Raw genomic sequence first — 19,779 nt, forward strand, 5'->3', positions numbered from 1 at the left:
GCCGAACGCCCGCGACTCCCGCTCGGATTCGCCCGTTACTCCTCTTCGGATTCGCCCGCTACTCCCGCTCGGACTCCGCGAGTTTCTCTATCTCGGCCTTGACCTCGACCGCGTCGAAGTCGTGGTCGGGCCGGATGTTCACGAAGTCGAGGAACTCGCGGCCAGCGAGCAACTCCTCGGGCGAGTAGTGTTCGACGGCGGCGGTGACCGCCCGACGCGCGCCGATGAGGGGTTCGAGCGCGCCCAGCGCGCACGCGAGGTCGTACGACCGCGCCTCCGCGAGGCCGTCCTCGCGGACGCTGGTCGCGTCGATGAAGTAGACCGCCCCGTCGTGGACGAGGACGTTCTCGCCCCGCAGGTCGCCGTGAGCGAGACCGTGGGCGTGCATGACCGACAGCGCCTCGAACACCTCGGGCGCGAAGCGCTCGACCTCGTCGGGCGGGCAGTCGTCGAGCGAGCGGAACTCCGGGAGGTACTCCATCACGAGCACGCCCATGCCGTCGACCTCGAACGCCTCTATCGGCGCGGGGACGTTCACGCCGATGTCGCGCATCCGCCGGGTGGCTTCGAGTTCGTGCTCGGCCATCTCCATCGGGTCGGCGAAGTGCTCGAAGAAGCCCTCGGTGCCCGACGAGAAGACCCCGAGGTTGCGCGCCCCGGTGAACAGCGCGTGGACCAGCGAGTTCTGGCCCGTCACGATCTTCACGAACCACCGGTCGTTCACCACCGCGGGCGTCGAGAGCCAGTTGTCGGCGTCGAGGAACTCCACCCGGAGCTCGGACTCGTCGTAGCGCGCCGCTAACTCCCGGAACACGGTTTCGAGGCGGTCCCACTCGATGGTGCCCCGAACCAACCGCCGGATGCTCATCGGGTGTCGGTTGGCGGTGCGAGTTTAAAAATACATCCGCCGAACGGCCCGGGAACGTCCTGCGACGCCGGAGATTCACCCCTGACCGCTCGCTACTGGTTTCGTACCGCTCACGGGGGGTCGCGGTAACGGCTCGGCTCGTGTTAGTCGTCGTAGAACGTGAGCCTGATGTCGTCACTGCAGGTCAGCGTGCCGACATTTTCGGTGACACAACTGGTATCGCAGTAAGTTCGGGTAACCTCGGCGGTGACGGAAACGTTCATCCATCGGTAGACGTTTCCGGGGTCCTCAACCTCCCGCTCGAAGTTGATGACGGGATTCATCGAACCCGTACTCTCGTCACCCGGAGTACCGAATTTGTAGCTCACGGTTTCTCGCGTAACGTCGCTGAGATGTTGTTCCTGTTTCATATCGGGGATGGGGAACGAAACCCCGACGAGGCGGGCGATTGCCTCTTCCATCGCCGTTTTGACGATTTCCTCGAGGTAATCGTCCTTAAGCGACGATTCCTCGTAGGCCTCGGCGGAGGAGACGTACGCGAATCCGTCGTCTACATCGTCGGTTGATCCAGCGTAGAAATCGACCTCCATGGTCGCTGGGCCGATAGAGTAGTCCCAATAGGTGCTGTCGTCCTCGATGTGCGAGCCGAAGCTCATGATGTAGGGGGACTCGTAATCGTAGATGTCGTTGTCCCCATCGGGAGCGCGTACTTCGAGCGACAACTGGGCGTCTACGTCATCGTCCGAAAGTTCGTCCTCGTCGCCGCCGACGGTGCCGTAATTGTCCGCCATCACGGGTTGGCTCAGACTACCGAGCGTAGCCAGACCGATGGTTGCACTCGTTCCTCGCTTCAACATCTTGCGCCGGGTCATCCGGTCCATATCGGATGAGTAGAAAATTACTGTATTAAATATTTTGATTTTTATCTAGATAACTAATAATTTATATCTATTTATACAGTATTTAGGTTGCGTTGTATCGTCGCTCTCGTAGCGGCGTCCAACGACTTAGTAGTCGGTAGTCTCGGCCGTGAACGAGCCAGTCCGAGCGTGCTGGCTTCGCTGTCTTTATACTACCACTCGCGCAAAATTTGCGTATGGATTTCAGCCTTCCCGACGAGCATCGGATGATTCGGGACACCGTCCGGGAGTTCTGCGAGGAGGAGATCGCTCCCATCGCCCAGGACATCGAGGACGAGCACCGCTTCCCCGAGGAGATCTTCGACCAGCTCGCCGACCTCGACATGATGGGCGTGCCCGTCAGCGAGGAGTACGGCGGCCTCGGTGGCGACCAGCTGATGTACGCGCTCGTGACCGAGGAACTCGGGCGCGTGTCGGGGTCGGTCGGGCTCTCGTACGCCGCCCACGTCTCGCTCGCGAGCAAGCCCATCGAGCTGTTCGGCACCGACGAGCAGAAAGAGCGCTGGCTCCGCCCGCTCGCGGAGGGCGAGTACCTCGGGTCGTGGGCGCTCACCGAACCCGGGTCGGGGTCGGACGCCAGCGACATGGACACCACCGCCGAGCGCGAGGGCGATGAATGGGTCCTCAACGGCACCAAGCAGTTCATCACCAACGCCAGCGAGGCCGGGAGCGTCCTCGTGAAGGCGGTCACCGACCCCGACGCTGGCTACGACGGCATCTCCACCTTCATCGTCGACCCCCGCGAGGACGACGGCTTCGAGGTCACGACCCTCTGGGACAAGATGGGGCTGAACGCCTCCCCGACCTGCGAAATCCAGCTGAACGACGTCCGCCTCACCGAGGACCGTCTGCTCGGCGAGGAGGGAGAGGGCTGGGACCAGACCAAGAAGACGCTGGACGGCGGGCGAATCTCCATCGCCGCGCTCTCGACGGGTCTCGCGCAGGGCGCGTTCGAGGCCGCCAGGGAGTACAGCACCGAGCGCGAGCAGTTCGGCCAGCCCATCTCGAAGTTCGACGCCGTCCGGAACAAGGTGGTGTCGATGGACCGCAAAATCGAACGCGCGCGCCTGCTGACCCACAAGGCGGCCTGCAGGTACGACGAGGGCCACTCGGTCTCCCACGAGAGCGCGCTCGCCAAGCTCGACGCCAGCGAGGCCGCCCGCGAGGTGGCCGAGGACGCGGTGCAGGTGCTGGGCGGCTACGGCTACACCACCGACTTCGCGCCCCAGCGGTTCCTCCGGGACGCGAAGCTGATGGAGATCGGTGAGGGGACCAGCGAGATACAGCACCTCGTCATCGGGCGCGAACTCGGGCTGTAAGCAGGCGGTTCCGACGGCCGTAAGGCCCGCGCTCGGGGCGACCGTCGGTCGCCCCGAGCGCGTTGTTCACAGTTCTCCGTCCGGCTCACCGTTCTCCGAGCGAACGTAATCGCTTTCGGGGCGGAGTGTCTGAGGTAACTCGGTGACGAGCGGTGGGCGGTCACCCGCAGCTCAGGGCCAGTTGCCGCTCTCCTCGTAGGCGTCGGCGACGCGCTGGACTGCGACCGCGTAGGCGGCGGTCCGCATGTTGGGCGCGTCGGTCTCCTCGTAGGTCTCGACGAGTTCGTCGAAGGCGTCAGTGATGATGCGTTCGAGTTCCTCGTTGACCCGCTCTTCGGTCCAGTAGAAGCGCTGGCGGTTCTGGACCCACTCGAAGTACGAGACCGTCACCCCGCCCGCGTTCGCGAGGATGTCGGGGAAGACGTAGGTGTCCGAGTCGGCGAGCACGTCGTCTGCCTCGGGCGTGAGCGGACCGTTCGCGGCCTCGACCACGACGTCGGCCCGCACGTCTCGCGCGAGGTCGCCGTCGATGGCGTTCTCCAGCGCGGCGGGCACCAGCAGGTCCACGTCGAGGGTCAGCAGGTCGTCGTTCGAGAACTCCTCGTCGGCACCGGGATAGCCGGTGACGCTCCCGGTCTCGTTCTTGTGCTGTTTCACGTCCCGGGGGTCGAAGCCGTCCTCGGTGTAGATGGCGCCGCTGGAGTCGCTGACCGCGACCACGTTCGCGCCGAGGCCGTGGATGAGCTTCGCCGCGATCCAGCCAGCGTTGCCGTACCCCTGCACCGCGACGCTCGCGCCCTCCATCTCCTTGTCGAGGTAGTCGAACGCCTCGCGGGCGGTGAGCATTGTCGAGCGGCCCGTCGCCTCGACGCGGCCCTCGCTGCCGCCGCTCTCGATGGCCTTCCCCGTGATGACGCCGGGTTCGGTCGTGTTTTCCAGCGTCTCGTAGGTGTCTTTGATCCAGTTCATCTCGCGCTGGCCGGTGTTCACGTCGGGCGCGGGGATGTCGCGGTCCTCGCCGACCAGTGGTCGGAGTTCCTTGGCGAACGAACGCGTGATGCGTTCGAGTTCGGCCTCGCTGTACTGGTCCGGGTCGATGACGATGCCGCCCTTCCCGCCGCCGTACGGGATGTCCACGATGGCCGTCTTGTAGACCATCCATCCCGAGAGCGCCTTCACCTCGTCGCGCGAGACGCCGGGGTGGTATCGGATACCGCCCTTGTACGGGCCTCGGTCGCCGTTGAACTGCGAGCGGAACGCCTTGAACACCTCGACTCTCCCGTCGTCCATCTCGACCGAGAGGTTGGTTTCGAGCACCCGCTCGGGGTGTTTGAGTCGCTCCAGTACGTCGTCGGGGACGTCTACGTACTCCGACGCGTCGTCGACCTGTTCTTGTAAGCTCTCGAAGGGGTTTGCTTGCTCGGACATGGTCTGGTAAATTCTGCCAACACGTAGGCTGTCACGGTGGACATTCATACAGTTTCCGGAAGCGTATCGGCAAAAAAACGGGCTCTCGAAGGCGGAGCCGCCGGTTCGACTCGTACCGTTTAGATTCCGAATCCCGCATGAGTGTGTGTATAAGGCCCTAAGTCGAAACTATAGCATTAATATTTTATACGACTGCGGGAAGGTACTCCTACGATGGGTCGCTGCGACGAGTCGCGTCGGTCCGGGGGGTCCCGGCCGAGCGGGTGCGACGACTTCCCAGCGGCGACACCACGACCACACCATGTCTTCAGGAACAGTCGAATCCACGGAGCCGGAGGGTAGCGACGAGCAGACCGAAGAGCCCGAGTCGGCGCTCGAAACCGCGCGCCGACAGCTCGAACACGCCGCGGCCCACCTCGACGTGGACCCCGGCGTCATCGAGCGACTCAAGCACCCGACCAAGGTCCACCGGGTCGCGGTGCCGCTCGAACGCGACGACGGCAACGTCGAGGTGTACACGGGCTATCGGTCCCAGCACGACGACGTTCGGGGACCGTACAAGGGCGGCCTGCGCTTCCACCCGCATGTGAGCGAGGAGGAGTGCGTGGGGCTGTCGATGTGGATGACGTGGAAGTGCGCGGTGATGGACCTGCCGTTCGGGGGCGGGAAGGGCGGCATCGTCGTCGACCCCAAGGACCTCAGCACCGACGAGAAGGAGCGACTCACCCGCCGGTTCGCCGAGGAACTCCGACCCTTTATCGGGCCGAAGAAGGACATTCCGGCACCCGACATGGGGACCGACGCTCAGACGATGGCGTGGTTCATGGACGCCTACTCGATGCAGGAGGGCGAGACCATCCCCGGTGTCGTGACCGGCAAGCCGCCGATAGTGGGCGGGAGCAAGGGCCGCGAGGAAGCGCCGGGACGGTCGGTCGCCATCATCGCCCGCGAGGCCGCCGACTACTACGACTACGACCTCGAAGAGACGACCGTCGCGGTACAGGGGTTCGGGAGCGTCGGAGCGAACGCCGCGCGCCTGCTCGACGACTGGGGTGCGAACGTGGTCGCGGTCAGCGACGTGAACGGTGCCATCTACGACCCCGAGGGACTGGACACCCACGCGATACCCTCCCACGAGGAGGAACCCGAGGCCGTCATGACCCACGACGCGCCCGAGAAGCTCTCGAACGAGAAGATACTCGAACTCGACGTGGACGTGCTGATTCCGGCGGCCATCGGCAACGTCATCACAGCCGACAACGCCGGTGACGTGCAGGCCGACGTGGTGGTCGAGGGCGCGAACGGCCCGACCACCTTCGCCGCCGACGCCATCCTCGAAGAGCGCGGGGTGGGCGTGATTCCGGACATCCTCGCGAACGCGGGCGGAGTCACGGTCTCGTACTTCGAGTGGCTGCAGGACATCAACCGCCGCAAGTGGTCGCTCGAACGCGTCCACGAGGAACTCGAATCGGAGATGCTGTCGGCGTGGGACGACGTGCGCGCCGAGGTCGAAGAGCGCGACGTCTCGTGGCGCGACGCCGCCTACATCGTCGCGCTCTCGCGAATCGCCGAGGCCAAGAGCACACGCGGTCTCTGGCCCTGAAACCGACCGACGACGGCGCTTCCGAGGTTCCCGCTACTTCTCGCCCGCCGCGCGGGCGTACTCAAGCACGCGCTCGGCCTGCGCGACCAGCGGCGCGTCGATCATCTCGCCGTCCACCCGGAAGACCCCCCGCCCCTCCTCGTCTGCCTCCCGCTTGGCCGCCAGCACGCGCTCGGCCCACTCGACCCGGTCGGGGTCGGGAGTGAACGCCTCGTTTACGACCGGCACCTGCGCGGGGTGGATGGCCAGCTTTCCGTCGTAGCCCAGTCCGACCGCGAACTCGGTGTCGTCGGCCAGTCCGTCGGTGTCCTCGATGTCGGTGTAGACGGTGTCGATGGCGTCGACGCCCGCGGCGCTGGCCGCGAGGACGACGTGCTCGCGCGCGTGGAGCACCTCCGTTCCCTCCGGGGTCCGGGTCGCGCCGATGTCGGCGGCGAGGTCCTCCGCGCCGAACGCGAGCGCGTCGGTCTCGGGGACGCGGGCTATCTCCTCGGCCGCGAGGATTCCGGCGGCCGTCTCGACCAGCGCGAGGACGGGGACCGAGCAGTCGCGCTCGTCGAGGAGGCGCGCGAGGGTCTCTACGTCCCCGGCCGTCTCGGTCTTGGGGAGCATCACCGCGTCGAGGGTGAGGTCGTCCCGCTCGCTTCGGTCGCCCAGAATCCCGCGGACGTCGTCATCCGCGTCGATTCCGGCGGGGTTGACGCGAACGCACACCTCGGCGTCGGGGGAGAACTCGGGGTCGGCGAGGACCTCGCCGACCGCCTCGCGGGCCTCGTCCTTCCGGCCGGGCGCGACCGCGTCTTCGAGGTCGAAGACGATCACGTCGGCACCCGCGCTCGGCGCTTTGCGCATCATCTCCGGGCGGTCGCCCGGCGTGAACATGACGCTTCTGCGAGCCATGCGCGGACCGACGGGACGCGGTGGTTTCAAGCTGTATCTTTCGAAAGCGCGTAGACGACCCCGCCCCGGTCGGCGACGTACGCGGTCGCGTCGGCGACGGCCGCCGGAGCGACCACGGCCCCCTGCGCCCGGTAACACCACCGGACCGTCCCATCCTCCCGAGCGATGGCGTAGACGTCCCCGGCGTCGTTGCCGACGAAGACGGTCCCGTCGGCGACGGTCGGCGACGCCCAGATTCGCGCCCCGGTGTCCACGCGCCACACCTCCCGGCCGTCGTCGGCGTCGAAGGCGTAGACCGCGCCGTCGCCGCTCCCCACGACCACCGTCCCGTCGGCGAGCGTCGGCGAGGCCCAGATTCGCGCGCCGGTCTCGGCCCGCCAGCGGACGTGCCCGCTGACAGCCGAGACGGCGACGACGCGACCGCCGTCGACCGTCCCGAGGTACGCCGTCTCGCCCTCGTCGCCGAGCGCGGGTGCTCCCCCGACCGCGACCGAGGAGTCGAACCGCCAGCGCTCGCGGCCGTCGGTCCGGTCGTGTGCGTACGCGCCGCCGTCGAGGCTCGCGAGGACGAGCAGTTCGTCGTCGACCCCGAGCGAGCAGACGCCCCGCGATGCGTTGCGGAACGTCCGGAGGCGGCTGCCGTCGGACGCGTGGAGGGCCGTGACGCGCCCGTCGGTCCCCGCGACGTAGACCGCCTCGGAGACGCGAGGCGACGCCTGAAGGCCGCCGCGCACCTCGAACCGCCACCGGCGGTCGCCCGTCGCGGCGTCGACAGCGACGACCGCCCCGTCGTCGGTCCCGGCGTAGACGAGTCCGTCACCGGCCGCCGGGGCCGTGACCTGCCCGCCCACCCGGCGGGTCCACAGGAGCGTCCCGTCCGGGGCGAGCGCGTACGTGCAGCCGTCTGTACAGCCGAGGTACACGCTCCCGTCGGCGACTACTGGCGCGGTTTCGAGCGGTCCGTCGGCCCGAAACCGAAACCGCTCGCGGGGTTCGCCCGGACCTCGGCGGCGGTCGCCGCGACCGGCGACCGCCGCCGAGCCAGCGCGCGAGAGCCACGCACCGCGCGACCCGCGTAGACCCGGTCGGCCGCCAGCGGGGCCGAGTCCCCTACACCTGCCGGGGGCGAGTCGCCTACACCTGCCGGGGGCGAGTCGCCCGCCGCGGGCGACTCGCCCCGGGGTGTCGCTTGCGCCGCTTCGCGCCCGGTGACCGAGTCGACGCGCTCACATTCCCCTGTTCGCGGTCGCGCCCACTCGAACCGGCCTGCGTCTTCGGACATGGAGTACCTCGGCTGTCACTGACTGCGACCCGAGTTATTCCCGACGTACCCTTTGTTATGTCGTCGTTACCGCGGTTTCAGGCCGCCCCTGTCGAGCGGTCGAACCGCCGTCCGGTGTCGGTGTGGGGCCGTCCCGAACCGCCTCGCGTCGCTCCCGGCGTCGCCACATCGAACCGGCGGGGTTTTTGCCGGGCCCGGCCGAGTTCCCTGACATGACCGGGCTCTACTACGAGGAGTTCGAGGTCGGCACGACTATCGAACACGAGAAGCGCCGGACGATAAGCGAGAGCGACAACCAGCGGTTCTGCGACATGACGATGAACCAGCAACCCCTCCACCTCGACGCCGACTTCGCGGGCGACACCCAGTTCGGCGAGCGACTGGTCAACGGCCTCTACACCATGAGCCTCGCGGTCGGGGTGTCGATTCCCGACACCACCGACGGCACCATCGTCGCCAACCTGAGCTACGATAACGTCGAACACCCGAACCCCGTCTTCCACGGCGACACCATCCGCGCCCAGTCGACCGTGACCGACAAGCGCGAGACGAGCGACGGCGAGCGCGGCGTCGTGACGATGCACGTCGAGGCGTTCGCGGTCAATCGAGACGGCGAAGGGGGGTCGGCCGGGGAGACGCTGGTCTGTGAGTTCGACCGGACGGTGCTGTCGCTCAAGCGGGAGAACCGGGATTAGAGCCACTCGTCGAGTTGCGACTCCACCCGTTCGACGGTCTCGTGTAGCGAGTAGGTGTCGGGCGCGACCGACTCGTAGACCGTCGGCGGTGCGGGCTCCGGGGGGTCGTCGAGGGGGCGACGCGACCGCGGGATACCGCCGTAGGTCAGCCCCACCACGTCGCCGTCGAGCGTCACGAGCGGCGACCCGCTGTTGCCGCCGATAGTGGGGACCAGCGTCTTGAGCACCTCGTCGACGCTCCCGTCGGCGCTCCGGAACCGCGCGCGCTCGACGAACGGGCCGAGCGAGATGACCCAGTTGCCGAACGACCCCGGGTGGCCGACCTGCACCAGCGGCTGGTCGGCCTCGAGGTCGGTCGAGTCGCCCGCCGACAGCGCGGGACGGGTGTCGTCGGTCGCGCGGAGCGCGGCCACGTCGGGGTTCTGGCTCTCGACGCGGCCGATGGACTCGACCGGAATGGACTCCCCGTCGAGCGTCCAGCAGGTGACGTCGGTCGCGTCCCCGACGACGTGGCTGTTCGTGACCACGAGGTCGCGGTCGAAGAAGAAGCCGGTTCCGTGGCTCCGCCTGCCGTCCCTGACGTGTTCCAGAAACACTATCGATTCGCGCATCCCCTCGCCCACTTCGAGGGCGGTCGAGCGAACCGCCTCGTCGAAGCGACTGTCGGGACCGCTCTCCTTGAGTAGCGATATCGTCGCCTGCAGTTCCGTAATCCGTTCCTCTTGGGCATCGACCCGCGAACGCAGAGTATCGACCTCCGCGGTTCTGTTGTCGAGCCGCCGACGCAACCGTCTGCTCTCGGCTCGCTCCTCGGCCAGTCGCGTTTCGAGGTGTTCGCGGTCGGTCTCGCGCTCGGCCACGGTGGTCCGGAGGTCCTCGTTTTCGGCTTCGAGTTCGCGAATCCGCTCCCGTAGTTCGGCCTCCTCGGGGTCCTCGCGGTCGAGCATTCCGCCGCCACACCCCGCGAGTCCGGCAGTTCCGACCGCCGACGCCACCGCGAGGTATCGCCTGCGCGAGACCGAGTCCATACCGGCCGGTCTCAGAAGATTCTTAAATTAGTTTCGGCGCGACCGGGGAGAAACGCCTCGGTCGGCGAGTGTCGGTGACGGACCGCGGCTCAGGCGACGGCCGCGTACACCGATAGATTCACGATTACGGCCGCCAGCCACGGCACCGCCAGCCCCGCCGGGACGAGCGCGACGTGGCGCTCTGGAAGCAACTGGCGACACAGCAGACCCACCCCGACCGCGAACAGTTTCAGGCCGACCAGCGCCCCGAATCCGAGGTGGGACATGGCGGCGCGGGCGACCGGGTTCGACTCGGCGAGGCCGAGTCGAAGCCCGTAGTACGTCGTGAGGAGGTCGCCCACCAGACCGACCGCGACCAGTATCCAGAGCAGTCGCTCTACACCATCGACGTCGGCGAGCGCGGTGGTCGGGCGTCGGTCGCCCGTGCGAGTCGTCGGTAGCCAGTGGCGTCCGTCGGAGCTCATGGGTGGGGTCGGGCGCGAAGCGCGCCTCGTGGCGGACGGACGACGAGACGGTCCATTGTTATGGGGCTCCTTAGGGGCTGATAGGAGCGATTAATTGGGGACGGGTCCGCGTCGACGGAGGGGCGCTGGCCGGCCGAGACGAGGGCACCGTCGCGGGTTCGGCCGAAACGAGGGGTTACGGGAACGGCGCAAGCCGACAGGCGGGTCCTGTTCGCGGGTTCGAAGCCTCCGCGTCCTGCCCGCGGAGACCTCCCGCCGGGAGAGCGACCGAGCGGAGCGACGGCGAACGCCGAAGTGACACACAGATATAGTTGGTTAGGCTAGAAATTTATATGTGGTTAGCTCGTTGTCTTTTCTGCGCCATGAAGCGAAGACAAGTACTCAAAGGCATCGCGGCAGGTAGCGCACTGAGTCTCGGAATCGGCGGCGCGGCCGCCGATTCGGGCGCACGTCAGGTGGACATCTCCGAGTTCGACCGCGTCCTCGTCAAGGAGGGCGACCGCGTCGTCGAGACGGTCGAAGCCCCGACGTGGGACGACGTGAAGCGGCTCAACAGCGAGACGACCGCCGACCAGCAGGTCGTCACGCCGGACGACGACTGCGTGGAGTTCTGTCGCAGTAACTGCAGTACCACCTGCGACAGTTGCGCGTACGGGTGTTTCAACTGCTGTAACCCCGAAGAAGAGATATGTAGCTGTTGTAGCGAGGTCGACGACCCCGACTCGACCGAGTGCTGCGAGGGTTGCTGACGCGAGCGGGTCGCGGGCGAGAGTCCGTTTCACCGCGACTCGACGCTCGCTGAGGCCGCCACTACCGGCCTCACAGAATCGTGCCGTGCTTCTTGTCCGGGAGGTCCTTCTCGATGCCCTCGTAGAACGCGAACCGGTTCTCCAGTTCGGTCCGGAGCGTGCTCGGGGGCACTATCTCGTCCACCACGACCTCGCTCGCCATCCGGTGGATGTCGATGTCCTCTCGGTACTCCTCGCGGAGTTCCTGCTCCATCTGGGCGCGCTCTTGTTCGTCCTCGATTGCCGAGAGCTTCCGGGCGTACACCGCGTTGATGGCGGCCTCGGGCCCCATGATGGCGATCTCGCCGGACGGAAGGCCGATGATGCTCTCGGGGTCGTAGGCCGGGCCGCCCATCGCGTAGATGCCCGCGCCGTAGGCCTTCCGGACGACCACGGTCTGCTTGGGCACCGTGGCCGAGGAGGTGGCGTAGATGAACTTCTTGCCCTTTTCGAGGATGGCGTCCTTCTCGACCTGACTCCCGGCCATGAAGCCGGGGGTGTCACAGAGGTAGAGCAGGGGAATCTCGTAGGCGTCGCAGGTCCAGATGAACTCCGCGGCCTTCTCGGCGGCGTCGGGGAAGATGGCCCCCGCGCGCTGGGCGGGCTGGTTTGCGACGATTCCGACCGGTCTGCCGTCGATGCGGGCGAACGCGGTGATGATCTCCTTGCCGTACTCGGGCTTGAGTTCGAAGTACGAGCCCTCGTCGACCACGCGGTCGATGAGGTCGGTCATGTCGTAGCCCCTGTTGGGCTCCTGGGGGACGACGGCGTCGATGCCCTCCGGGGACTTCGCGGGCGCTCGGCCCTCGGTCCTCGGAGGCTTCTCGTCGGCGCTGTCGGGCAGGTACGAGACGAGGTCGGCGACGAGTTCGCGGGCGTGTTCCTCGTCGTCGGCCACGAGGTCTGCGCTCCCCGACTCTCGCGCGTGAACGTCCGGACCGCCCAGTTCTTCGAGTTCGATGTCCTCGCCCGTGACCATCTGGACCATCCGGGGGCTGGCGATGGCCATCGCCGACATGTCCCGGACCATGATGGTGAAGTCGGCGAAGACGGGCGTGTAGGCCGCGCCCGCGATGCAGGGGCCGTAGAGCACGCAGATCTGGGGGACCCGCCCCGAGAGCATCGAGTGGTTGTAGTAGTACTTGCCGATGCCCTCGCGGTTGGCGAAGAAGCCGGTCTGCTGGTCGATTCGGCCGCCCGATGAATCCATCAGGTAGAGGACGGGCTTGCCCGACTTGAGCGCGCGCTGTTGCATCCGGAGGAACTTCTCGACGCCCTTCTCGGCCATCGACCCCGCCTTGACCGTGAAGTCGTTCGCCATGAAGTGGAGTTCGCGGCCCTCGAACTCGGCCGCGCCCGTGAGCAGGCCGTCGCCCGGCAGGCGGTCGTCGTTCTCGTCCTCGACTTCCGGGCTGTCGGGGTGCCACGCGTCGAAGTTGGCGAACTTGCCGTCCTCGAACAGCATCCCGTCCTCCCCGAACCAGAGGTCCAGCCTGTCGCGGACGAACAGTTTGCCCTGCGCTTCGAGTCGGTCCTTGTACTTCTCGGGGCCGCCCAGCTCGATGTCCTCGATTTCGTCCCAGAGGGCCTCCTCGCGGTCGGTCGGGCCGAGGTCGTCGGTCTCGCTCCCGGCCTCGCTCGCGGTCGCGGGGTCGGGCCCCGACCCCGCGACCGGTCCCTCTCGGACCGCTCGGGGAGTGTCTGCGTCGCCGACGTACACCTCGACCTCGTCGCGGACGTGCTGGGAGAGCGCCTCCGCGATGGCCGAGGCCTCCTCGTCGGTCGCCCCGTCGCTGATGCGGACTTTCATGGTTCGGAATCCGGGGCGGGATTTCAAACAGTTTTCCCTTTCGGATACGGCAAGAAACCCCGAGCGAATCGGTAGCACGCCCCGGTCGAACTAAGGGGGCTCGCGCACGTCTCGATGTATGGACGTACTGCTCACCGGCGCGCACGGCACCGTCGGCAGCGCGATAACCGACCACCTCGACCGGGAGTTCACCCTGCTCGACCGCGAGCAACCGGGCGACGGGGACGACGGCCGCGAGTCCCGCCCCGACTACGACACCGTGGTGGCCGACGTGACCGACTACGACGCCATCCGGCCCGCCTTCGACGGTCAGGACGCGGTGGTCCACCTCGCGGGCTACCCGAGTACGGACGGCTCGTGGCCCGAGGTGCTGGAGAACAACGTCGTCGGGACCCGGAACGCGCTCGAAGCCGCCGCCGACGCGGGCGTCGAGACGTTCGTGTTCGCCTCCACGAACCACGTCGTCGGGATGTACGAGGTCGAGAACGCGCCCGACATCTACCACCCCGACTTCGACCTGACGGTGGACCACACCGGACCGGTCCGGCCCGACTCGCCGTACGGCGCGTCGAAGGTCTGCGGCGAGGGATTCGGGCGGTACTACGCCGAGAACCGCGGTATCTCGTTCTACGCCATCCGTATCTGTAGCGTCCGGGACCCCGAGTACGACCACCCCTACGGCGACGCCGAGCGCGGGGTCGACCGGGGCGACTGGGAGCGCGGGAGCGAGGAGTACGAGAAGATGGTCGCGCGGATGAAGGCGATGTGGCACTCCCGCCGGGACCTCGCCCACATGGTCGAGTGCTGTCTCGACGACGGTTCCGTGACGTTCGATATCTTCTACGGGGTCAGCGACAACGACCCCGAGCGCCGATGGTTCGACCTCGACCACGCCCGCGAGGTACTGGGGTACGACCCGCAGGACAGCGGCGAGGAGTGGGACGCGCCGCCCGAGCGCTGAACCGAGAACCGGACGTGGTCCCCCTCGCCGCGGATGAACCCGGTCGCGTGGGGAGAACGGTCGTTCTTGATTTTAGACGTTTGATATGTTAGCCGTACCCCTCGAAGGAGAAATTATAAATGGGGTCTCTGTATCGTATCCCCCATGTCGACATCCAGATATGTGTTACTATTTATACTCGTTCTGGGGGCTTCGAGTAGCGGCGTGGTCGCCGGGACGAACGTGATCGACCTCGACGACGACGGGGTTCCGGCCGCGTTCGAACTCGCGGAGGGGACCGACCCCCTCGACGGCGACACCGACGATGACGGTCTCGACGACGGCCAAGAACTCGACGAGTACGGCACCGACCCCACCGACCCCGACACCGACGGCGACGGACTGGCCGACGGCGAGGAGGTCGAGGAACACGACACCGACCCGACCGCCGCCGACACCGACGACGACGGACTCGAAGACGGCGAGGAAGTCGATGAGTACGGAAGCGACCCCACCGAAACCGACACCGACGGCGACGGTCTCGACGACGGCGAGGAGGTCGAGGAGTACGGCACCGACCCCGCTGAGGCCGACACCGACGACGACGGTCTCGACGACCCCGAGGAACTCGACGACTACGACACCGACCCGACTGCCGCCGACACCGACGACGACGGCTTAGAAGACGGTGAGGAGGTCGAGGAACACGACACCGACCCGACCGCCGCCGACACCGACGACGACGGACTCGACGACGGCGAGGAGGTCGAGGAACACGACACCGACCCGACCGAGGCTGACACCGACGGCGACGGACTGGAAGACGGCGAAGAGGTCGATGAGTACGGAAGCGACCCCACCGAAACCGATACCGACGGGGACGGTCTCGACGACGGCGAGGAGGTCGATGAGTACGGTACCGACCCCGCCGAGGCCGACACCGACGGGGACGGTCTCGACGACCCCGAGGAACTCGACGACTACGACACCGACCCGACCGCCGCCGACACCGACGACGACGGACTCGAAGACGGCGAGGAAGTCGAGGAGTACGACACCGACCCGACCGTTGCCGACACCGACGATGACGGGCTGGCAGACGGCGAAGAGGTCGAGGAGTTCGGAAGCGACCCCACGGAACCCCACTCCGACGGTGACGACCTCGACGACGGCGAGGAGGTCGAGGAGTACGGCACCGACCCGACCGCCGCCGACACCGACGACGACGGACTCGACGACGACGACGAGGTCGAGCAGTACGACACCGACCCGACGACCGCCGACACCGACGACGACGGACTCGAAGACGGCGAGGAGGTCGAGGAACACGACACCGACCCCACCGACCCCGACACCGACGGTGACCGACTCGAAGACGGGTGGGAAGTCGAGGGCGAGACGCCCGGCGGCGTCGAACTGCCGGGTGCCGACCCGCTTCAGATGGACCTGTACGTCCAGACGAACCACGCCGAAAACGTCGGTGGGACCGACGACGGCTTCCGGTCGTCGGTCGCCCGCCAGTGGGCGGAGATGCCCGTCGAGAACCCGGACGGGTCGACCGGTATCGACCTCCACACGGAATCGGACGGCTCGGTCGGTGAGTCGGTCACGTTCGACGGAGAGAACTTCAGACGACTCGAAGCCGACCACCACGGAGAGCAACTGGGCGACAGGGCCGACGTGTACCACCAGGCCCTCTTCCTCGATTTCGAGTCGAACGTCGATTACGACGGCTACGGCGAGGTTCCGGGGACGTTCACCATCGTGGACACCACGGCCGACGAAGATGTTCAGCGGAACATGGCCGTCCACGAGCTGTTGCACAACGTGCTGGGGGAGCTCGACGTCGAGGAAGCCTGTGACGACGACCCGGCCCACTACTGTGACGGTGGCTGGCTCGAAGCCGTCGTCACGACCGGCCAAGACGAGTACCTCCCCGAGCCTCTCGTCGAGATGATAGAGGAGGACGGATTCGAGGACTGACTCCGGGAGAGAACGCGAACCGAATCGTCAGTACTCGTAGAAGCCTTCGCCCGTCTTCTTGCCGAGGTCACCCGCGTCGACCTTCCGCTTCAGGAGGTAGGCCGGTTTGTACCTATCGCCCAGTTCCTCGTGGAGGGTCTCGCTCGCGTCGAGACAGATATCCAGTCCGATGTGGTCGGCGAGTTCGAGGGGACCCATCGGGACGTTCGTGCCGAGTTTCATCCCCGTGTCGATGTCCTCCTTGGAGGCGACGCCCTCGTCGTAGGCCCGGATACCCTCGTTTATCCACGGCATCAGGATGCGGTTGGTGACGAACCCCGGCTTGTCGTCGGACTCCCACGTCTCCTTTCCCAGGTCCTCTGCGAGCGCGTGAGCGAGGTCGGTCACCTCGTCGGCGGTCTTCTCGCCGACCACGACCTCGACGCCCGTCATGACGGGCACGGGGTTCATGAAGTGGAGGCCGACGACCTGCTCCTCGCGGTCGGTCGCCGACGCGATGGTCGTAATCGAGAGCGTCGAGGTGTTCGTGGCCAGCACCACGTCGTCGGGGACTTCCTCGTCCAAGTCGGCGAAGATGTCCCGCTTGATGTCCATGTCCTCGACCGCGGCCTCGACCACGAGGTCGCAGTCGGCGAGGTCCGAGAGGTCGGTGGTGCCCGTGATCCGGTCAGTCGTCGCCTCGGCCTCGTCCTCGGTGAGCTTGTCCTTCGAGACGAACCGCCCGAGGCTGTCCTCGATGGTGTCGAAGCCGTTCTGGACGAACTCCTCTTTTATGTCGCGCATCACCACGTCGTAGCCCGACTGGGCCGCGACCTGCGCGATGCCGCTTCCCATCGTTCCCGCGCCGACGACGCCGATACTCTCGATGCTGTCGAGCGTGCGTACCATGGTCGGCAATTCTTGCGGTCGGGTCGTAAGCCTACCGAAGGCGAGCGACGACGCGAGTGAGGAGGGGAATGGCCGACGAGAGCCGACCCGAGCGACGGCGACCGAACGCGTCGGACGCCGCCGACGGCGGCGTCCGACGCGATTCCGCCAGTTCGGTTTGCGCCAGTTCGGTCTGCGCCAGTCCCGTCTACACTGACTCGCCCAGCGCCGCCAGCACCTCGTCGCTGTCGGCGATTCGCGCGAACTCGCTTCGAAGCTGAGCCAGCGCGACCCGGTGGTTCCGTGCGGCCGGAATCGGAGTCCCGTCGGGGGCCTCGCCGTCGTGGGTCGCAGTCGCGTCGGCCACCACCACGGGGTCGAACCCCAAATTCTCCGCCATCCGGGTCGTGGTCGAGACGCAGTGGTCGGTGGTGAGTCCCGCGACGACCAGCGTCTCGTGGCCGCGCTCGCGGAGCCACGCTTCGAGGTCGGTGTCCACGAACGCGCCGTTGACGCGCTTGACGAATTCGACTTCGCGCTCGCGCCCGCTTGCGGGCGCGAGCGCGGGCAGGAACGCGAACCCCTCGCGGTCGCCCCGGAGCGGCGAGTCGGGTTCTCGCGAGTCGTGGCGGACGTGGACGACCGGGAGGTCGGCCTCGCGCCACGCCGCGAGCAGGTCGCCAGCGCGCGCTTCGGCGTCGGGGTTGTTGCGCTCGCCCCACCCGGGCTCGTCGAACCCCCGCTGGAAGTCCACGAGCAGGAGGACCGGGTCGGGCGGGAGGTCGAGGGTCATGCACCCACCAGCAGCTCCGACTCGACCTTGGGATGTTCTCGCGTCACGCGAATCGGAGGCTCGTCGGGTGCCTGCGATTCGTCGGCCGAGAAGAGGTACTGCTTCCACTCGCGGTCGCCCTCGACGCCCCAGTCGCCGAGGTCGGCGTGGGGACAGACGCCGTCGTAGTCTTCGAGGCGGTCCTGAATGATGTCGCGAGCGCGCTGGCCCGCCTCCGTGTCGGCAGTCACGCCGTCGAAGAGGTCCCGCGGCTGGAACGTGACTTCGAGACCGACCGGACAGTAGCGACTCTTGCGGTCGTCGTAGAACGGCGCGCGGGAGGTCGGGAACATCGGGACGCCGCCGAAGCAGAACTCCCACCGGTCGTGGTCGGGGTCGGTCGGGATGTCCTCGGGCCACGGTTCGGGGTCGTGGACGTGGAGGAACTGGAGGACGTGCCAGAGTCGCTCGTGGTACTCGGCCTCGGAGAGGTCCTCGGAGACCCTGAAGAAGACGGTGAGAGGCGCGCGCTCGCTGTGGTCCCGGTAGGTGTCGAGGTATTCGACGAGCGTCTCACCGAGGTCGAACAGCGCGTCCTTGTCGGTCGTGGAGTCACAGAACGTGTACAGACCCATCCCCTCGCGCTCGGACTCGACGCCGAAGTAGCAGGGGAACGGCGTGCCGTTTCGTTCCTGCAGTATCCCCTCGTGGAAGCTCTCGTAGTGGGCGACCGCCCAGTCGGGGAGGTCGCCGCGTTCGACTCGGGCCTCGACCGCCTGCTGGTCGAGCAGTACGTGGAGACCGGGTTCGTTCATGCAGAGGAGTACGGTGCCAGCGGCTCTAATCGTTTCGCAACGCGGTCGCGTCGGCCGTGTCCTGCCGAGTTCCGAGCCGCGGAGCGACGGCCGGACCGCGTTCGCCCAGTAGACGTATCTGCGTCCGGCACCTGTGTCACGACGAGGTTCGATTCACAATGGCGAAAGGGAAGGTCGACTTCTTCAACGACACAGGCGGTTACGGTTTCATCGAAACGGACGACGCAGACGAGGACGTGTTCTTCCACATGGAGGACGTCGGCGGCCCAGACCTCGAAGAGGGCCAAGAGGTCGAGTTCGACATCGAGCAGGCCGACAAGGGCCCGCGAGCGAAGAACCTGCAGCGGCTGTAGCGGGGTCCCACCGAGCGATTTTTGCGAATATCGCAACGAGCGACGTGAATCGGAGCGAGCCGGAGCGAGCCGGAGCGAACCGGAGTTCGAGACGCGCGTCGGTCGTGGGGACTTTACGGCTGGCGCTCGACTCCGCAGTAGTGAATTCTAACGACGTCAGGGAACGGTGGGCCGAGCGGTCGGGGGAGTACTCGCCGGACTACTACGCCTACTACGGGCCCGACGAGGCGAGCGACGCGGTCCGCGCCCGAATCGAGGAGGTCGTCGGGCCGGACGCGGCAGTGCTCGAACTCGGGTGTAGTTCGGGCAGACACCTCGCGCACCTCCGGGAGGCTGGCTTCCGGGACCTCCACGGAATCGACATCAACGACGAGTCGTTCGAGGTGATGGCCGAGGCGTACCCCGACCTCGCCGACGAGGGGACGTTCCGCGCCGACGCCATCGAGAACGCCGTCACCGACTTCGGGGACGACCGGTTCGACGCGGTCTTCTCGGTCGAGACGCTCCAGCACATCCACCCCGACGACGCGTGGGTGTTCGAGGAGGTGTGTCGAATCACCGGCGACCTCCTCCTCACGGTGGAGGTCGAGGACGGCGAGGCCAGCGGCCCGGCCGGAGACGGCCCGGAGGGCGGCGACGACGAGGGCGACGGCCCGGAGGGCGGCGACGCCCCTGCCGGGGGCGACGGAGCGGTCGAAGACGACGCCTCCGCCGGGAGCGATGTCGCCGCTCCCGACGTGAACTACGTGGACGAGGAGGTCCCGCTGTACTACCGCGACTGGAACCGGGTCTTCACGGAGCTGGGGCTCGCCGAGGTCGACACTGAGTCGCTCGACCGCGACACACTCCGGGCGTTCCGACCCGCGTAGCCCGAGTCCCGGTTCGTCGTCGAATCGAAGGTTCCAGCCGATTTTCAGAAGAAACTATCTAACTTCTTCCACCCC

Annotated in this window: 19 protein-coding genes; 8 read left to right on the forward strand and 11 right to left on the reverse strand. The window is 67.0% G+C overall.

Annotation, left to right across the window (positions count from 1 at the left end; genetic code table 11):
- Positions 1–58: 58 nt before the first annotated feature.
- Both NGM10_RS00510 and NGM10_RS00515 read right to left on the reverse strand, forming a co-directional pair.
- Complete coding sequence (locus NGM10_RS00510) at positions 59–868, reverse strand: RIO1 family regulatory kinase/ATPase domain-containing protein (RefSeq protein WP_253480634.1); 810 nt, start codon at positions 866–868, stop codon at positions 59–61.
- Between the two features lie 143 nt (positions 869–1,011).
- Positions 1,012–1,749, reverse strand: a complete 738-nt coding sequence (locus NGM10_RS00515; protein WP_253480636.1) for a hypothetical protein — start codon at positions 1,747–1,749, stop codon at positions 1,012–1,014.
- 215 nt (positions 1,750–1,964) lie between these two features.
- Here NGM10_RS00515 and NGM10_RS00520 point away from each other — a divergent pair, with 215 nt between their 5' ends.
- A complete protein-coding gene (locus tag NGM10_RS00520) occupies positions 1,965–3,107 on the forward strand; it encodes an acyl-CoA dehydrogenase family protein (protein ID WP_253480638.1) in 1,143 nt (380 codons plus the stop codon).
- A gap of 171 nt (positions 3,108–3,278) precedes the next feature.
- Here NGM10_RS00520 and NGM10_RS00525 read toward each other — a convergent pair whose 3' ends face one another.
- Positions 3,279–4,535, reverse strand: coding sequence for a Glu/Leu/Phe/Val family dehydrogenase (locus NGM10_RS00525; protein WP_253480640.1), 1,257 nt, complete (start codon positions 4,533–4,535; stop codon positions 3,279–3,281).
- A 301-nt stretch (positions 4,536–4,836) separates the two neighbouring features.
- Here NGM10_RS00525 and gdhB point away from each other — a divergent pair, with 301 nt between their 5' ends.
- Positions 4,837–6,138: a glutamate dehydrogenase GdhB gene (gene gdhB, locus NGM10_RS00530; protein ID WP_253480642.1), complete on the forward strand. Its 1,302-nt coding sequence runs from the start codon at positions 4,837–4,839 to the stop codon at positions 6,136–6,138.
- Positions 6,139–6,171: 33 nt separating this feature from the next.
- On the opposite strand, the gene NGM10_RS00535 is transcribed toward gdhB, so the two are convergent.
- Positions 6,172–7,038 carry an HpcH/HpaI aldolase/citrate lyase family protein gene (locus tag NGM10_RS00535; protein ID WP_253480644.1) on the reverse strand — a complete coding sequence of 289 codons (867 nt, stop codon included), beginning with the start codon at positions 7,036–7,038 and terminating at the stop codon, positions 6,172–6,174.
- A 26-nt stretch (positions 7,039–7,064) separates the two neighbouring features.
- Complete coding sequence (locus tag NGM10_RS18335; protein WP_438267161.1) at positions 7,065–7,961, reverse strand: outer membrane protein assembly factor BamB family protein; 897 nt, start codon at positions 7,959–7,961, stop codon at positions 7,065–7,067.
- A 571-nt stretch (positions 7,962–8,532) separates the two neighbouring features.
- Here NGM10_RS18335 and NGM10_RS00550 point away from each other — a divergent pair.
- Positions 8,533–9,015 (forward strand): MaoC family dehydratase, encoded by a 483-nt coding sequence (locus tag NGM10_RS00550; RefSeq protein ID WP_253480646.1) that lies wholly within the window; start codon positions 8,533–8,535, stop codon positions 9,013–9,015.
- Here NGM10_RS00550 and NGM10_RS00555 read toward each other — a convergent pair.
- Both NGM10_RS00555 and NGM10_RS00560 read right to left on the reverse strand, forming a co-directional pair.
- Positions 9,012–10,043 (reverse strand): trypsin-like peptidase domain-containing protein, encoded by a 1,032-nt coding sequence (locus NGM10_RS00555; RefSeq protein WP_253480649.1) that lies wholly within the window; start codon positions 10,041–10,043, stop codon positions 9,012–9,014. The two genes, NGM10_RS00550 and NGM10_RS00555, sit on opposite strands and share 4 nt — an antisense overlap.
- 89 nt (positions 10,044–10,132) lie before the next feature.
- Positions 10,133–10,507 (reverse strand): DUF5658 family protein, encoded by a 375-nt coding sequence (locus NGM10_RS00560; RefSeq protein WP_253480652.1) that lies wholly within the window; start codon positions 10,505–10,507, stop codon positions 10,133–10,135.
- Between the two features lie 362 nt (positions 10,508–10,869).
- Between NGM10_RS00560 and NGM10_RS00565 the strand changes: the two genes are divergently transcribed.
- Positions 10,870–11,256: a hypothetical protein gene (locus NGM10_RS00565; protein WP_253480655.1), complete on the forward strand. Its 387-nt coding sequence runs from the start codon at positions 10,870–10,872 to the stop codon at positions 11,254–11,256.
- 70 nt (positions 11,257–11,326) lie between these two features.
- On the opposite strand, the gene NGM10_RS00570 is transcribed toward NGM10_RS00565, so the two are convergent.
- Positions 11,327–13,105: an acyl-CoA carboxylase subunit beta gene (locus NGM10_RS00570; RefSeq protein WP_253480658.1), complete on the reverse strand. Its 1,779-nt coding sequence runs from the start codon at positions 13,103–13,105 to the stop codon at positions 11,327–11,329.
- Positions 13,106–13,223: 118 nt separating this feature from the next.
- Here NGM10_RS00570 and NGM10_RS00575 point away from each other — a divergent pair, with 118 nt between their 5' ends.
- Together NGM10_RS00575 and NGM10_RS00580 are read left to right on the forward strand one after the other, a co-directional pair.
- Positions 13,224–14,066, forward strand: a complete 843-nt coding sequence (locus tag NGM10_RS00575; RefSeq protein WP_253480660.1) for an NAD-dependent epimerase/dehydratase family protein — start codon at positions 13,224–13,226, stop codon at positions 14,064–14,066.
- 144 nt (positions 14,067–14,210) lie between these two features.
- The gene (locus NGM10_RS00580; RefSeq protein WP_253480662.1) at positions 14,211–16,028 is read left to right on the forward strand and encodes a hypothetical protein; all 1,818 of its coding nucleotides are present in this window, start codon (positions 14,211–14,213) and stop codon (positions 16,026–16,028) included.
- Between the two features lie 27 nt (positions 16,029–16,055).
- Here NGM10_RS00580 and NGM10_RS00585 read toward each other — a convergent pair whose 3' ends face one another.
- The 3 genes from NGM10_RS00585 to NGM10_RS00595 all read right to left on the reverse strand — a co-directional run bounded on the left by NGM10_RS00585 (position 16,056) and on the right by NGM10_RS00595 (position 18,482).
- Positions 16,056–16,916, reverse strand: coding sequence for a 3-hydroxyacyl-CoA dehydrogenase family protein (locus tag NGM10_RS00585; protein ID WP_253480664.1), 861 nt, complete (start codon positions 16,914–16,916; stop codon positions 16,056–16,058).
- 187 nt (positions 16,917–17,103) lie between these two features.
- Positions 17,104–17,688: a cysteine hydrolase family protein gene (locus NGM10_RS00590; protein ID WP_253480666.1), complete on the reverse strand. Its 585-nt coding sequence runs from the start codon at positions 17,686–17,688 to the stop codon at positions 17,104–17,106.
- Positions 17,685–18,482, reverse strand: a complete 798-nt coding sequence (locus NGM10_RS00595; RefSeq protein ID WP_253480668.1) for a YqcI/YcgG family protein — start codon at positions 18,480–18,482, stop codon at positions 17,685–17,687. The genes NGM10_RS00590 and NGM10_RS00595 overlap by 4 nt, the downstream gene beginning before the upstream one ends.
- 158 nt (positions 18,483–18,640) lie before the next feature.
- On the opposite strand from NGM10_RS00595, the gene NGM10_RS00600 reads away from it, so the two are divergent.
- Both NGM10_RS00600 and NGM10_RS00605 read left to right on the forward strand, forming a co-directional pair.
- The gene (locus tag NGM10_RS00600; RefSeq protein WP_253480670.1) at positions 18,641–18,835 is read left to right on the forward strand and encodes a cold-shock protein; all 195 of its coding nucleotides are present in this window, start codon (positions 18,641–18,643) and stop codon (positions 18,833–18,835) included.
- A 140-nt stretch (positions 18,836–18,975) separates the two neighbouring features.
- Entirely contained in the window at positions 18,976–19,704 is a 729-nt protein-coding gene (locus NGM10_RS00605; protein ID WP_253480673.1) for a class I SAM-dependent methyltransferase, read from the forward strand.
- Positions 19,705–19,779 lie beyond the last annotated feature (75 nt).

The sequence above is a fragment of the Halorussus salilacus genome (assembly GCF_024138125.1).
In the GTDB taxonomy this organism is placed as follows: domain Archaea; phylum Halobacteriota; class Halobacteria; order Halobacteriales; family Haladaptataceae; genus Halorussus; species Halorussus salilacus.